We start from the raw sequence: 16,374 nt of genomic DNA on the forward strand, positions 1-16,374 counted from the left end.
GATCGATGAGCGGACACCGGGGACGAACATGGAAGATTCGTACGATTAGAGGCAAATTTCTCATGCTCACATTGCTGCTCACGATCGTCCCTATGTGCGTCCTTACGTTTACCTTTTACCGGATCGCTGTCCACTCCCTCGTCAATAAAGCGGAGGAACACGCGACGCAATCGCGGCAAATGAGCGGAAATTTTTTGAACCGAACGATTTCCGACCTCAACGATTTGACCAACGCCATTCTCGGCAACCCCGAAGTACAAACGATTTTACAATTGCGCCCGGCGGATGATTACGATTATTTGCGTAACGTGGAACGATTGAACAAGATCATCCGGGCGCAGACGCAGACGAAGCCTTATATTATCTCCACCCTCGTGTACGCCCCTAGCGGCGGTGAATTTCAATCGTTCTATCAAGGGAACGATTCAATCCGCTTCGGGGGACTTCCTACCTTACAAGAAGCCAGAATCTATTACGATCGACTTAGCCGGAACAATCGCATCATGTGGCACGACGGTTCCCCTTTCAAAGATATTAACGGATCTTCCGTTGACCAGGAGCATCTTTACGTGGGAAAGCTTCTTCGGCGCACGGAAGGGAACTACGAAGATCTCGGGTTTTTAATGCTCGAAATCGAGAAATCGAACTTTTTCAGCGGAATATCGATTTTGAAGCCCGATGAGAAGTCGCAATTTTGGATCGTGGACAGCGGAGGAAACCCGATTTACTGGATGCCCGAAAAAGCGCAAGCGGATTCACGGGCGCTGCGAGAGGTTGCCGAATCCGCGATTCGAACACCGACGCAAGATAAGAGCTGGACGGATTGGAACGGAAAACGGGCGATGATTTCCTACGCTCCGCTCGAGACGAATAAGTGGACGCTACTGCACGTAGCGGATTCGGACACGCTGTTCCGGGACGCCAACCAAATCGGCAAATGGACGATCGAAACTTTTCTCGCGGTACTCGTCATCGGATGGGTGATCGCCTATCGCTTGAGCAACACGATACGCAGGCCTCTCCGCAGTCTGAGAAGCCTGATGGGTTCGACTACCGGAGTCGTTCCGGCCCACGCTCCGTTCGACCCCATGGACGAAGTCGGTCAAATCGGCGAAAGGTTCTTGCGAATGCATAGAGAAAACCAACAACTTAACGATCAAGTGTTGGAAGCTCTTCTCTCAAGGAAAGAAGCGGAATTCCGTGCCTTGCAGGCGCAAATTAATCCCCACTTTTTATATAACACCTTGGAATCGCTCAAAGGGCTTTCCCTTGCGAACGGCCAGAATGAAATGTCCGAAGTGATCGGAGCGATCGGGAAGTTTTTCAGAATCGCGCTCAGTCAAGGAAGCGAAGAAATCCGAGTTGCCGACGAAGCGGATCATGCGAGCGCGTACGTGCGCGTTCAGCAGTTCCGGTTCAAGGATAAGTTCGAATGGATTTCCGAAATCGACGAAGAAGTTCTTTCTTATTACGTACCGAAACTCATCTTCCAGCCCATCGTCGAAAACGCTATTTACCACGGGATAAAAATGAAAAAAGAGGTCGTGTATCTCATGTTGTCCGGCGTTAAGGAAGAAGGACGCTTGCGGTTTTCGATCAGCGACGATGGCAACGGCATTCCCGAGGAAAGGCTTTCGGAAATTCGGAGCGTGTTGAACGGCGCGTCCAATGAAGGGAAGGCGATCGGTTTCGGATTAAGAAACGTGCACGATAGACTCAGGCATTATGGACCCGAATTCGGGGTGCAAATCGCGAGCGAATATGGCAAATACACGACGGTTACTTTAAGCGTTCCGATCCGCGAAGCGAAATCCGAAGGAGGGAAAGCCCATGTGGCGATTGCTGATCGTTGACGACGAATACCATATACGCGAAGGTCTAAAGCATCAAATCGCACAAACGGGATTGCCGATTGAAGCCGTCGGGGCAGCGGAAGACGGTGAAACAGCGCTTCGTCTCTATGAAGAGCTCAAACCGGATATCGTCTTGCTCGATATTAACCTGCCGGACTTAAGCGGGCTTGAGGTCGCTCGCCGCATTCGGGAAAAGGACGAAGAAACGCAACTGTTGTTTTTGACCGGATACAACTCCATGGCTTTTGTCCGCGAAGCGATCACGCTGGAAACGGCCGATTATATGTTGAAGCCGATTACGAAAGAGGAGCTGACCTCCGGGTTGCTTCGGGCGGAGGAACGGATTTCGAGACGGAGACGGTTCAGCGAGAGCCACGACACCAGGAAAAATCAAGAACGGTATATGACGCAGGAATATGCTTTACTCGATTTGTTGCTGCAAAGAAGACCGTGTAGCGATGCAATCGAAGCGCTTCGCGCGGCTAGGGCACCGCTCGCTGAAGCAACGCCTTCGTTCGTGGTTCTTTGCTGCGAGATGGATGCGATTCCGGAGCGGGTATCGACTATGGAGGATCGTCAGTTGTATGGAGTAGCTTTCGCCAAGCTTACTTTCGAAGCCGCTCAAACTTACGCTCATGCGCACGGGGCGGCGACGTCTTACGATCGCGTGTTATTCGTGCTTTCTTCCGTCGGCAGGGAAACGGCAACGGAAGTCGCGAAAAGTATTCGTTCGGTCGTCAAGAATTACTTGGGCGTGCCGGTAACGATCGGGGTGAGCCGTTCTGTCTCCGAGTTGAAATGGGTGCCCGAGGCCTATCGCGAAGCCTTGCACGCCGCGGAACACAAAGGATGGGTAGGGAGCGGGCAGATTATTCCGTATGAAGGCGTACAAGTTGCCGAGACGACGAATCGAACCTTGCTGGACAAAGAATTGATATTGCTGTCGGAAATTCGGGCAGGAAACGACGGAGCCATCCTGACGATTTTACAAGAATGGTCGGTGTTATTCGCCGGAATGCCTTCGCGTCAAGTGAAATTAATGGCTACTCAGCTCGTACTCTACGTCATGCGCGTCGTGCAAAGCAGCCAATTGACAGACGGTAACTTTCGATACCGCCAAGACCCGCTTCTTGAAGTGTCGCGAATGACGACCGGGAGCGAGATCGTCGCTTTCGTCACCGATTATTTCGTGCAGGTCTGCAAGTGGATCCGGGAATCCAAAGAATCCGCGGTTCCGAAAATATTCGAGGATGCGCGGCATTGGATCCGGGACCATTTGCACGAAGACTCGAGTCTAAACGGTCTTGCCGAGTATTTGCATCTTAGCCCGAAGTACGTCAGCTCGCGATTCAAGCAAGTGACGGGGGAAAGCTTCGCCGATTTTTTGAATCGCGTTCGATTCGAAAGGGCCCGCGAGCTTCTATTGGATCCGACGCAGAAGGTTTCCCAAATCGCGGAAGCGGTCGGATACGGCGATACGAATTATTTCAGCATCGCCTTTAAGAAAAATACGGGCTGGACGCCTTCGGAATTTCGGAAACGGTATCTCTGAGCTAAGGGGATATCGTTTCTCTTATTCGCGTATCGAAAACAATCGAACCAAAACAAAGAGAACAAGGTGCAACCTTATATATACGAGATCGCAAACGCTTGATAATAGAGTTTGGAAACATCATTTTCGCATTGAGAGGGGATCAAAGCATGCTAGGTAATCGCAAACAAAGGTGGCTTTCCTTACTGTTAGCTGCCGTGCTTGTCGGAATAACCGCCTGCAGCTCGAAGAACGGCAATGATGAAACGAAGCCTTCCGCTAGCAGCTCTCAGCCGACCGAAGAAACGAGCCCGAGCGCATCCGATGCCAGCCCTAGCGCATCCGAAGCCAGCGAATCGCCGAAGGAAGTCGTTAAGCTTAAGTTCATGTATTGGGGCAGCACGGATGAGAAAAAAGCGATGGAGAACATGATCAAGGCGTTTAACGATTCCCATCCGTACATTCAAGTAACGGGCGAGCACGTTCCCGGAGATTACAACACGAAGATGAACACGCTGATGGCGGCCAACGAGTTGCCCGACGTCGCTTATTTAGGAGACGGCTTAACGAATCAATGGGGAAGCGAAGGCAGATTACTCGATTTCAGCCAATATTACGGCCAATACCCAGAGCTACAAAACAAATTGAAAGCCTCCTACCTGTACACCGAGCCGGGCAAGGCTGTAGCCAACTTCACCGCGCTAGAAGTCATGGTGCTCTACTATAACAAAGATATTTTCGCGGAAGAGGGAATTCCCCTACCGCCGGCCGATCCGGCCAAAGCGTGGACATGGGACGAATTCGTCTCCGTCGCCAAGAAGTTAACGAAGGACAAAAAAGGCAAACATCCCGACGATCCCGGCTTCGATGCGAAAAACATCGATACTTACGGTTTCTCCTTCGGTACCGACCGCGGTACTTACGGGCCGCTTCTCGAGAGCAACGGAGCAGGGATATTGGACGAATCCGGCATGAATTACGCGCTTAACAAGCCGGAAGCCGTCGAAGTGTTCCAGAAGCTTCAGGATTTGATTTACGTTAACCATGTTTCTCCGAATTTGATCCAACAGCAAAACATGCCGGATAACCATGTCCGCCTGCAAACGCGCAAAGTCGCGATGGTGCTCGACGGAACTTGGGCGCTGCTTGATTTAACGAACAACACAAAGCTTCACTACGGCATCGGAGTTCTACCGAAGCTGAAAGAACCGAAAACGGTTATTCTCGCGGGAACGACGGTCGTCTTCAATACGACGAAGCACCCTGCCGAAGCTCTCGAGTTTTATTTGTACCATAACAATCCGGAGCAGGTCGACTTGTACAAAACGGGGCTTTGGATGCCGACGGAAGAAAAATATTACACGGACGAAGCGGCGATCAAGCTGTGGACCGACAACCCGGCCCATCCTCCGGAGTTTTTGCAAGCGGGAATCGAATACACCAAAGGATACGCGGTCAAATCGCCTTCGACGAAACTTAAAAACTGGCCGGAAATCAACAGCAAGCTTGCCCCGGGTCTCGATTTGATTTGGACGAACAAGAAGACGGCACAGGCGGCTCTTGACGAGTTGCAAGCGCAAATCCAACCGCTCATTAAGGGCAAATATCCGGACGAATAACAACGGGATTGTTACCGCTTGAGGGCGGTTCGGGGCGAGGCCATGTCCGCGGCCGTTCCGTCCTCGGGCAATCGAGATTTAGCGTATTCCCGGAAGGAGGGAGCGAAAGATGAGACGCAACAAGTCCGGACTGCTTAGGATGGAACGCCGCTGGGGCATGCTACTCGCGCTTCCGGTCACTCTCGGATTGCTGTTTTTCGCCATTGGTCCCATCGTCGCCTCTTTTGTTTTTAGCATGACCGATTGGCATATCGGAGGACAATCTTCATTCGTCGGCTTAAACAATTACGAGACGATCTTAACGAAGGATCCGGTGTTCACGAAATCGCTTTTCGTAACGGTATATTACGTCTTAGCCACCGTGCCGGTCGCGATACTCGCCGCTTTCGGGTTGGCGATGCTGCTTAATCGCAAAGTGAAGGGACTGTCCGTTTTCCGTACGATCTTTTTTTTACCCTCCATCGTTCCACGGATCGCGGGGACGATGCTGTGGCTGTGGTTATTCAATCCCGATTTCGGGTTGCTTAACTCGATTTTCGAATATTTCGGGTTGCCGGGCAGCCAATGGATATACGCCGAAGAAACGGCGATTCCTTCGATCGCGCTCATGAGCGTATGGGGCGTCGGAAACTATATGATCATTTTTTTGGCCGGTTTGCAATCCGTTCCTACCCATCTGTATGAGGCGGTCGAGGTGGATGGAGGGGGCGCTTGGCGCAAGTTTTTCCATGTTACCCTGCCTTCGATGACGCCGACGATATTTTTCAATATGGTCATGATGCAGATCGGGGCGTTCCAAAGCTTCGACAGCGTGTACGTCATGACGCAGGGCGGTCCTAATAACGCGACTTTGCTTTACGTCGTCTACCTTTACCGTATCGCCTTCACGGAAACGAAAATCGGGTACGCCTCCGCATTGTCTTGGATTTTGTTCGTTATTATCGTCGCGCTTACGCTGATTACGTTCCGGACCTCCCGTAAATGGGTGTATTACGAAGGGGGCGGAAAATAATGGCGAGCCAAATAAGCACGGCGTTTGCGAAACCGCAAAAATCCACGCGCATGAAAATGATCGGGAAATCCAACGTTTTCACGTATTTTACGCTCATCGTGCTTAGTTTGCTTATGATTCTGCCTTTGATATGGCTTGTTAGAAGCTCTTTGATGGATAACGCGCAAATTTTCATTTTTCCTCCCGAATGGATCCCGGAGCCCTTTCGTTGGAGCAACTACCCGGAGGCGCTGACGGCCGTTCCTTTCAAGCGTTTTTTTCTGAATACGATGATTCTCGAAGTGCTTACGGTAAGCGGCGTGCTCGTAACGACGATGATTTCCGCTTATACGTTCGCAAGGCTAAGATGGCCGGGGAAAAATATCGTATTCGGCGTGCTTCTCGCGACGGGCATGCTACCTGGAGCCGCGACGTTGATCCCGATGTTCGTGTTTTGGCGCGAGTTGGGAGCGTTGGATTCCTTCATCCCGTTGTCGTTGCCTTCGTGGTTTGGCGCGGGAGTATACACCGGCCAAGGCGTGTTCGCGATTTTTCTGATGAGGCAATTTTTCATGACCATTCCGCGCGAGCTGGACGAGGCAGCTTATATGGATGGAGCCAATCCGCTGACCGTGCTATGGCACATTATCTTGCCGCTTTCCAAACCGGCGCTTCTCGTCATTACGGTGTTCTCGTTCAACGACGTGTGGAACCAATTTCTAGAGCCGACCTTGTATCTTAGCTCGGAAAAAAAATATACGATGGCGCTCGGGTTGGCTTCTTTCAAAGGGCTGTATAACGCGCAATGGGGTTACTTGATGGCCGCGTCGGCAACGATGGTCGCTCCGATCATTCTGCTCTTTTTCCTCGCCCAGCGCTATTTTATCGAAGGCATTACGCTTACCGGGATCAAAGGCTAAGGAGGGGGCGTTGCGGATGACAAGAGCAAGAATATCGCGGTTACGGTCGGTCGTCCAAGAGAAGGGTTTCGATGCGATCTTGATTTCGCACGGCCCGAATCGGAGATACGTTTCCGCATTTACCGGTACTTCAGGTTATGTCCTCGTAAGCCAAGAAGAAGCGTTGCTTATGACGGATTTCCGTTATTTATCGCAAGCAACGGATCAAGCGGCGGCTTTAACGGTAGCTCTTCACGGAATGGAACCCTTCGAATCGATCGCGGATTATGCGCGCAGTCTCGGTATTCGTTCTCTGGGAGTAGAGGCTAAGCATTTGAGTCTCAGCCAAGCTCATGCACTTCAGGCGGCTATGGCTGACATCGAATGCGTTCCTACGGAAGATATCGTGGAGAAGCTGCGAAATGTCAAGGATGAAGATGAAGTGAAGACGCTTAGGGAAGCAGCGCGTATCTCGGATGTTGCTTTCGCCGAAGTATTAAACGTTATTCGGCCAGGGGTATCGGAAAGAAGAATAGCGGCGGAATTGGAGTACCGGATGCGGCTGCTCGGCGCCGATTGCGGATGGCCGGGCATTATCGTCGCATCCGGTTACCGGTCGGCGTTGCCGCATGGCGTCGCTAGCGACAAAGAAGTCGGACGGGGTGAATTCGTGACGCTCGATTTTGGAGCGATCGTGAACGGATATATGTCGGACGTCACGAGAACGGTATTCGTCGGAGAGCCTAACGAACGGCACTTGTCCGTCTACGCCGCGGTTCTTGATGCCAACGAGGCGGCGATACGCGGTTTGCGGCCAGGTATGAACGGCAAACAGGGAGACGCTCTCGGCAGGGATATTATCGATTCCCGAGGGTTCGGCTCTTATTTCGGTCATGGCCTCGGACACGGCATCGGATTGGAAATACACGAGCAAGTCAGGCTTTCCAAGGAAAGCGACTCCGTGCTCGAGCCTGGAAACGTGCTTACCGTCGAGCCGGGCATTTATATTCCGGGCTTCGGCGGCGTTCGTATCGAAGACGACGTCCTGATCACGGCAGGCGGCGTCGAAGTGCTTACTTCGAGCCCCAAACAATTGATCGCTTTATAACTTCCGCGGAACAACCCGCGATATGACGAGGAGGAAATCGTATGAATCGTTTTTCCGGCGTTTACGTCGCTATCATTACCCCTTTCGATGAGAATCTGGAGTTGGATTTGCCTCGCTTGCGAAATCACGTGGATTGGCTGATCGAAGAAGGCGTTGACGGAATCGTCCCGACCGGTTCGGTAGGCGAATACGCGTCCTTGTCTCCGGATGAGCGCAAACGGGTTGTCGAGACCGTAATCGATGCGGCGGCGGGGCGCGTGCCGGTCGTCGTCGGTACGGCAGCGCCTTCGACTCAAATGGCCGTGCAATGGGCACAGCACGCCAAACAAGCCGGCGCCAAGGGCATTATGGCGCTACCGCCTATCAACTATAGGCCTTCCGAAACGGAAGTGTTCCATCACTATGAATCTCTTTCGGCGGTAGGGCTGCCGATCATCGTATATAACAATCCGCACGATTACCCGACGGACATGAAACCTGCGTTTTTGCAAAAGCTTTCCGCGATCGATCATGTCGTAGCCGTTAAAGAGTTCTCGGGAGATATCCGAAGAGTACATGATATTCAAAGATTAACCGACCTCACAATCTTCGTCGGCGTGGACGACCTGGCGATGGAGGGGGGATTGCTCGGAGCGTCCGGTTGGATCGCGGGACTTACGAACGTTCTGCCGGCAGCGAGCTTGAAAATGTTTAAGTTGGCCCAGGAAGGCAAATTAGAAGAGGCATTAAAAATTTACCGCAAACTTTTACCGTTATTCCATTGGGACGCAAGCCCCCGCCTTGTTCAGGCAATCAAATACGGCATGGAATTGGCCGGACGGCCCATGGGTCAAACACGGCCGCCCCGGTTGCCGCTTACGGAAGCGGAACAGGCAGAAATACGGGAAGCTTTCGAATACGCCTTGAGCGAATAACCGGCTTTGAAAGAAGCGCTGAACAAGACGACGGCAGGGGGTCCTTCCGTCGTTTCCTTATACCAAGCAAAGACGGGGAGCGAATCGATATGGAAACGAAAAACTGGATTGGCGGAGAGTGGTCTGAACCGGCTGCGGGCGTTATAGAAGTTCGCAACCCGTCCGATGTCGCCGAAACGGTCGGAATCATTCATTTGTCGGGCAGAGCCGAATTGTTATCCGCGGTCGACGCCGCACGACGCTCGCAGCCCAAGTGGGCGGCGATGACAGGGGCCGAAAGGGGCGAGTGCCTTTATCGAATGGCTAATCTGCTTGAATTGCACTCGTCCGAATTGGCGAATCTGGCGAGCAGCGAGATGGGGAAACCGATTGCCGAGATGCGGGGGGAAGTGGCGAGGGGCGTGAACTTGCTGCGTTATTACGCGGGGGAAGGGGTTCGAGCGAACGGCCAGATGATTCCTTCGTCCCAATCGCATGTTAAGCAGTACTCCGTACGCGTCCCGGTCGGGGTCGCGGCAATCGTTACGCCTTGGAATTTTCCGGTCGCGATCCCCATCTGGAAAATCGCTCCCGCTTTGATCTGCGGCAACGCCGTCGTATGGAAACCCGCGGAACATGCCTGTCTGACAGCCGTCAAAATGGCTGAAATATGGTCCGCTGCGCGATTACCGGAAGGCACGGTGAACTTGATTATCGGCAAAGGGAGCGTCATCGGCAATGCTTTATTGGAAGAAGCGCGGATCGACGCGATAAGCTTTACGGGCTCGACGGGGACGGGGTTACGCGTTGCCGCCGCCAGCGCGGCGAGAAATTTGAAGTTCCAGACGGAGATGGGGGGCAAGAATGCCGCCGTCGTTCTGCGCGACGCGGATCTCGACATCGCCGTTCCCGCCATCGTGAGCGGAGCATTTCGTTCCGCGGGACAAAAGTGCACGGCGACAAGCCGGATTATCGTCGATCGGACAATCTACGACGAATTCGCGGAGAGGATAGCCAAGGCTACTTCCAATCTTCGTATGGCAAATGCGAGGGACGAACGGGCTTTCCTCGGTCCCGTTGCCTCCAAAGAACAATTCAAATCCGTCAATCAATATGTAGACACGGCATTGTCGGAAGCACGAACCGTAGCAATCGCGCCGGAGGCGGAAGGGAACGGCGAAGGCTATTATATTCGGCCGCTCCTCGTGGAAGGCGTATCCGCCGATCATGCGCTCGTTCAAGAAGAAGTGTTCGGCCCTTTGGCCGTCATATTGCCCGCGGACAATACCGACGAAGCCATCGAACTGGTTAATCGCACCGTTTTCGGTCTAAGCGCTTCTGTATTCACGAAAAACTTGTCGGACGCATTCCGGTTTCTGGAAGAGGCGGAAGCGGGAATGGTACGGGTGAATCAGGAGACGGGAGGAGTCGAATATCAGGCTCCGTTCGGAGGAATGAAAAGCTCCAGCTCCCACACGAGGGAACAAGGCCAATCCGCCCTTGAATTCTACACCCATCTTAAAACTTGCTCGATTCAATATCGCTAATCATCCAGGAATCGCATAGGGGAGGAGACCGCATATGAACCAGGCGATGTCGATGTCCTTGTTGCCGCAATTGCGATGCGCGCTCGCGCCGGAGCTTCGGCAATCTCTGAAGCTTTTGCAAATGCCGGCGATCGAATTGTTCGCTTATTTAAGGGACGTCGAACAAGATAATCCGCTGATCGAGCTGGAATTCATGGAAGAGCCGCGAATGCGAAGAAGGAGAAAAACGAATGAACGCGATACGGATTCGGCGCGAGATTTCCCGAATATCCATTCCAATCGCAAGTCGGTGGAAACCCTTGAGCAAAAGTTGCTCTTCCAATTGAGGTTAGACGATGCGCCGATCGGCGTAAAACGGGTTGCGGCTTATTTGGCCGGAAACTTGAACGAGTCGGGATATTTGGACATCCCATTGGACGAAGCGGCCAATCTCGGGGGTTTTTCTCTTGAAGTTGCCCAATTGGGATTGCGGTTGCTCCAATCGTTGGAGCCGGCTGGAGCGGCAGCGAGATCCTTGGAGGAATGTCTGATACTTCAGGTTTCCCGGGATCGTTCGGCTCCGCCCGGGATAGAGAGAGTGATTCGGGAACATTTAAGCAACATAGCGAAAGGGCGTAGGAAGGCGATCGGAAAAGCTTTGGGAATGACGGAATCGCAGACGGATCAAGCCATCCGCTATTTGCGCTCGTTGAATCCTCGTCCAGGACTCGCGTTTACGGTTGCCGACACCCCTTTTGTTTTTCCGGAGGCGAGGCTTTCCGGAATCCGAGGGGAATCTGATTTTTCCGTTCGCGAAGCTTGGCCTTTTCGAGTGAAATTTCACCGTTTGTTTGGGGAAGCTCACGACGGTTCGGCCGAGTGGCGAAATTGGGCGACTGTAAAAAGAAAAGAGGCGGACCGATTGGACGATATGCTTCGTTTCCGGGGACGCGCGCTTAGATCCGTTATCGTCGCTATTGCCGATGCCCAGAGGCCGTTCTTGATGGAGGGGCCTGCGGCGATCAAACCGCTCAAACTTGAGCAAATTGCCGCGTCTACCGGGTTTCATTTATCGACGGTCAGTCGAACCATTCGCGATAAATACGTGGATACGCCGCACGGAGTAATGCCTTTAAGTCTTTTTTTCTCGACGGGACTGAACGGGGTTGGAATAGATGAGGTTTCCTCCCGTTCGGTCAAACACAGGATCCGGGCATTGATCGCCAAGGAGGACAAAGGCAACCCGTTTACGGACTTGCAGCTCGCGGCTTTGTTACGCAAGGAAGGAGTTAACGTTTCCAGACGTACCGTCGCGAAATATAGGGAAGAAGAACGCTTGTTGCCTTCCGCATTCCGCGTTTGTCCGGTCGCGGATTCGCGGATCCATCCATTTTTGCTGAAGGAGGTGGTTCCCATGCTTGAATAGTAAAGCGGGTCGTCTTCAGGGTAAGCCATGATTGACTTTCGTTTTTATTTTAGAAAAGAGGAGGCTCAAGTAATGAAACATTACGATGCGAAAGCTATTCGCGGAAAGGCGGAAATTCAGGTTAGAAAAGGATTGATCGCTGCTTTAAGCTTCGTTCTTATGTTCGGGCTATTGACTTTCGTACCGCGAAACCAGGCAGATGCGGCTACGAATATCGCCGAGGTCGTCGATATTTTCGGGAGAACGGTGAACGACAACGGCATCGACCTAGTGGATTGGCAGGGGTATATCGCGAATCCCTACGTCAAGCTTACGGTCAAACCGCCAACGAGCGCGGTTTTCCCCGTAACGATTAATTTGACTACGCAAGGAACTTCGCGACTCATGATGAACAACCCGAGCACGATGTCCGCGACGGGAGCTGCCAAAACGCTTACGTTCGCCAATTCGTCGACGACCCAAGATTTCGATCTGGAAATTCACCCCGACCGAGTCGGCGGCAACGGGGAAATCGAGAACTATACGTTGACCCTGCAGGTCGTGCAAAACAACGGTACGTCGAACAAGCAGACGATCCCGATACGCGTGCTCGATCAAGACGATAACGCGCAGCCGTCTATGCCGCTTAATTTCGACTACCGCTTCGACACGATCACGGGTATTTTCAACAACGCCGGCGTGAAGGCCGCGACGGAGCAGGCGATAAAGGACTGGTTTTACTTTTTCGACGAAACGCCTTACGATACGGTCCAATCCGGCGCCGAGAACATTACGTTGCCCGGGGATAACTGGCTGAATCCGATTACGGTCACGAACAACGCAGCTTATAACGGCATGTGGGTATTCCTGAGGGGGATCAACGATCCTTATTCAACCGGGTTCCCTGCTACCAACGGCAAATACCATAAGCGCGGAGGAGTCCAGGTGCCGGGTCCGATTCCGCGGTCTCTGGCCATGATTATGGACTTTTACGACGGCTTTACTCCGTTTACTTCCTTGAACGACGAGGACTACTATTTATCGCAAATGCCGGGGGCTTCCTGTACGTCGAACTGCCAGACGGACGTGCTCGGACTGGTCGCGCACGAGTTCGGACACGCGGTCGCCTATCACAGCGCATGGCCCGGCATGGCGGCGTACGTCGCGAGCAACGGGACTAACGACGCGGAAGTCATCGCCTATCAAGGCAACGCGGTACCGCTCGATAGCAGCTATCATATTTCGGATTCCAATCCGTTATATTGGGACCGTCTCAGCGGTCAAAGCGGCGGACGCAATCATCTGTTCTTGCCGAAAAGATGGATGATGACGAAGCTGTCGCTGTTAATCGCGGAAAACGCGGGCTGGAAGCTGAACAAGAACTTGACGCCGTTCCTTGCGCCTTCGATCGTCACGTCAACTCTGCCTAACGGAACGAAGGGCTCGGCGTATTCGCAGACGCTTACCGCCAAGGGCGGCGTGCCTTTCTACGATTGGAACGTAACGGGCGGAACGCTGCCTCCGGGACTGACGCTGGACCGATTCAAAGGCACGATCAGTGGGACGGTCTCGAGCAGCGCGCCTCAAAACAGCTACACGTTTACCGTTCAGTTGAGAGATTACGATGTGAAAAGCACGCCGGTTACGAAGTCGTTCACTATCAATTTAGGAGGAACGACGCCTCCTACCGACGTGGTCGCGCAATATTTGTTCAACGAAACGAGCGGAACGACCGGGGCCGACGCTTCGGGCAACGGCAAAACCGCGACGCTCAGCGGAGGCATCACTTGGGCAGCGGGTCATGCGGCGAACTCCGTAAACTTTAACGGAACGAACGGATACGGCAGCTTGCCGACCGGCATCGTCAGCGGGCTAAACGATTTTACGATCGCGACCTGGGTCAAAGTGAACAACACGTCGAACTGGACCCGGATATTCGACTTCGGGACGGGAACTTCGACGAGTATGTTTCTGACCCCGCGGCCGGGGGGCGCAGGGCTGAGATTCTCGATTACGACGAGCGGCAGCGGCGGAGAACAGCAGATCTCGACGACGACGGCGTTCCCGACGGGCGTATGGAAACACGTCGCGGTGACGTTAAGCGGTACGACTGGCACGTTGTACGTGGACGGCGTGCAAGTGGCGACGAACGCGAGTATGACGCTTAAACCGTCGAGCCTCGGGAACACGAATCTGAACTACCTAGGGCGTTCGCAGTACTCGGGGGATGCTTACCTGAACGGCGGACTCGATGACTTCCGGATTTACAACCGGGCGCTGAGCGCTTCCGAAATTACCGCGCTTTTCAATAGCTAGACATTCCATGCGAAAGGCGGAATCCTGGTGAAAAAAATATTGTGGTTAGCGCTGTGCGCCCTCTTAATTACTTGCGTGCCTATCGCCGGCAAAAATAAGCTTCAGACAGCGTCCGCGTCGGCGGCAAACGAGGCGTCGGTAATCGACATGTTTGGCCGGGAAGTAAACGCGAACGGAATCGAGCTCGTCGATTGGCAAGGTTATTTGGCAAATCCGTACATTAAATTGACGGTCAAACCTCCGGTCACCGCTTCCTACCCGGTAACGATTACCTTAAACGCCAAGGGCAGCTCGCGGTTAATGATGGATTTGCCGAGCACGGTATCGGCAACGGGCGCGTCCAAGACCTTGACGTTTGCCAGTTCTTCCGAACAAAAGGATTTCAAACTGGAAATTCATCCGGACCGCGTCGGAGGCAACGGAGAAATCGAAAATTACACGTTGTCGCTGAACATTCTGGAAAACGGCGGAGCAAACCGTACGCAGACGATCCCGATCCGCGTGACCGATCAGGATGACAATGCCGAAAGTACGTTACCGCTGCTGTTCGATTATCGCTTCGATACGATTACGAAATATTTCAGCGACCCGGGTATCAAGGCGGCAGCCGAGCGGGCAATCAAGGATTGGTTTTATTTCTTCGACATGGCTTCGTTCGACACGGTTGCGACGGGAGCGGAAACGAATCACGTGCCCAACGATAACTTTAACGGGAATACGAATATAACGAACAATGTCGCGTACAACGGCGAATGGATTATTCTCCGTGGTTTAAACGATCCGTATTCGACGGGTTGGCCGTCGGCGAACGGGTTATACCGTAAGCGGAACGGCGTGCAGGTGCCAGGACCGATCCATCGTTCGATCGGTACGGTTCTCGACTTCTTCCCGAATTTTTCCGCTCAAACGTCTTTGAATGACGACGAATGGTATTTGACCCAGAACGACTCGTCCACTTGCACGACGAGTTGCGCGACCGACGTTTACTCGGTCATCATGCACGAATTCGGGCACGGACTGGTGTTCAGCTCGGATTGGGCCGGCGTAGCCGCTTATAAAGCAGCCGGAGGGACGGATTCATCCATCGTCTCCTATCAAGGCAACGCGGTTCCTCTCGACAGCAGTTATCACATTCCCGCGGACCAACAATACTGGGATCGACTGAGCGGACAAAACGGAGGGAGGACCCATTTCTTCCCTTCGAAGCGCTGGATGCTGACGAAGCTCACGTTGCTGATCGCGGAAAAAGCGGGCTGGAAGCTGAACAAGAACTTGACGCCGTTCCTTGCGCCTTCGATCGTCACGTCATCTTTGCCTAACGGAACGAAGGGCTCGGCGTATTCGCAGACGCTTACCGCCAAGGGCGGCGTGCCTTTCTACGATTGGAACGTAACGGTCGGAACGCTGCCTCCGGGACTGACGCTGGACCGGTTCAAGGGTACGATCAGTGGGACGGTCTCGAGTAGCGCGCCGCAAAACAGCTACACGTTTACCGTTCAGTTGAGGGATTACGATACGATGAGCACGCCGGTTACGAAGTCGTTCACAATCAATCTAGGCGGAACGACGCCTCCGACCGACGTAGTCGCGCAATACTTGTTCAACGAGACGAGCGGAACGACGGGGGCCGACGCTTCGGGCAACGGCAAAACCGCGACGCTCAGCGGGGGCATTACTTGGGCAGCGGGTCATGCGGCGAACTCCGTAAACTTTAACGGAACGAACGGTTACGGTAGCTTGCCGACCGGCATCGTCAGCGGGTTAAACGACTTTACGATCGCGTCCTGGGTCAAAGTGAACAACACGTCGAACTGGACCCGGATATTCGACTTCGGGACGGGAACTTCGACGAACATGTTTCTGACCCCGAGGCCGGGGGGCGCAGGGCTGAGGTTCTCGATTACGACGAGCGGTAGCGGCGGAGAACAGCAGATCTCGACGTCGACGGCGTTTCCGACGGGCGTATGGAAACACGTCGCGGTGACGTTAAGCGGGACGACAGGCACGTTGTACGTGGATGGCGTACAAGTGGCGACGAACGCGAGCATGACGCTTAAACCGTCGAGCCTCGGGAACACGAATTTAAACTACCTAGGGCGTTCGCAGTACTCGGGAGATGCTTACCTGAACGGCGGACTCGACGACTTCCGGATTTACAACCGGGCGCTGAGCGCAACGGAAATATCGGCTTTGTTTAATAGCTAAAAAAAATACGGGCCAGAGCAAAGGATTT

11 protein-coding genes are annotated in these 16,374 nt (G+C 53.3%); all 11 read left to right on the plus strand.

Annotated features, from left to right (window positions below; translation table 11 throughout):
* Nucleotides 1–5 precede the first annotated feature (5 nt).
* The 11 genes from D7Z26_RS11945 (at nucleotide 6) to D7Z26_RS11995 (ending at nucleotide 16,346) form a co-directional block, all read left to right on the plus strand.
* Complete coding sequence (locus tag D7Z26_RS11945; RefSeq protein ID WP_120977170.1) at nucleotides 6–1,853, plus strand: cache domain-containing sensor histidine kinase; 1,848 nt, start codon at nucleotides 6–8, stop codon at nucleotides 1,851–1,853.
* Nucleotides 1,831–3,405: a response regulator gene (locus D7Z26_RS11950; protein ID WP_120977172.1), complete on the plus strand. Its 1,575-nt coding sequence runs from the start codon at nucleotides 1,831–1,833 to the stop codon at nucleotides 3,403–3,405. Before D7Z26_RS11945 ends, D7Z26_RS11950 begins: the two co-directional genes overlap by 23 nt.
* Nucleotides 3,406–3,554: 149 nt before the next feature.
* Nucleotides 3,555–5,003, plus strand: a complete 1,449-nt coding sequence (locus tag D7Z26_RS11955) for an ABC transporter substrate-binding protein (RefSeq protein ID WP_233566823.1) — start codon at nucleotides 3,555–3,557, stop codon at nucleotides 5,001–5,003.
* Between the two features lie 109 nt (nucleotides 5,004–5,112).
* Entirely contained in the window at nucleotides 5,113–6,015 is a 903-nt protein-coding gene (locus D7Z26_RS11960) for a carbohydrate ABC transporter permease (RefSeq protein WP_120977174.1), read from the plus strand.
* A complete protein-coding gene (locus tag D7Z26_RS11965) occupies nucleotides 6,015–6,914 on the plus strand; it encodes a carbohydrate ABC transporter permease (protein WP_407643503.1) in 900 nt (299 codons plus the stop codon). Before D7Z26_RS11960 ends, D7Z26_RS11965 begins: the two co-directional genes overlap by 1 nt.
* A 16-nt stretch (nucleotides 6,915–6,930) precedes the next feature.
* Nucleotides 6,931–8,001 (plus strand): M24 family metallopeptidase, encoded by a 1,071-nt coding sequence (locus D7Z26_RS11970; RefSeq protein WP_120977177.1) that lies wholly within the window; start codon nucleotides 6,931–6,933, stop codon nucleotides 7,999–8,001.
* A gap of 41 nt (nucleotides 8,002–8,042) precedes the next feature.
* Nucleotides 8,043–8,915 carry a dihydrodipicolinate synthase family protein gene (locus D7Z26_RS11975; RefSeq protein ID WP_120977179.1) on the plus strand — a complete coding sequence of 291 codons (873 nt, stop codon included), beginning with the start codon at nucleotides 8,043–8,045 and terminating at the stop codon, nucleotides 8,913–8,915.
* Between the two features lie 89 nt (nucleotides 8,916–9,004).
* A complete protein-coding gene (locus D7Z26_RS11980) occupies nucleotides 9,005–10,441 on the plus strand; it encodes an aldehyde dehydrogenase family protein (protein ID WP_120977181.1) in 1,437 nt (478 codons plus the stop codon).
* 34 nt (nucleotides 10,442–10,475) lie between these two features.
* A complete protein-coding gene (rpoN, locus tag D7Z26_RS11985) occupies nucleotides 10,476–11,846 on the plus strand; it encodes an RNA polymerase factor sigma-54 (RefSeq protein WP_120977182.1) in 1,371 nt (456 codons plus the stop codon).
* Nucleotides 11,847–11,918: 72 nt separating this feature from the next.
* Nucleotides 11,919–14,141, plus strand: a complete 2,223-nt coding sequence (locus tag D7Z26_RS11990; RefSeq protein WP_158602279.1) for a LamG-like jellyroll fold domain-containing protein — start codon at nucleotides 11,919–11,921, stop codon at nucleotides 14,139–14,141.
* A 27-nt stretch (nucleotides 14,142–14,168) separates the two neighbouring features.
* Complete coding sequence (locus D7Z26_RS11995; RefSeq protein WP_407643504.1) at nucleotides 14,169–16,346, plus strand: LamG-like jellyroll fold domain-containing protein; 2,178 nt, start codon at nucleotides 14,169–14,171, stop codon at nucleotides 16,344–16,346.
* The last annotated feature ends 28 nt before the right edge of the window (nucleotides 16,347–16,374 follow it).

This window comes from Cohnella endophytica, assembly GCF_003628305.1.
Lineage (GTDB): Bacteria > Bacillota > Bacilli > Paenibacillales > Paenibacillaceae > Cohnella > Cohnella endophytica.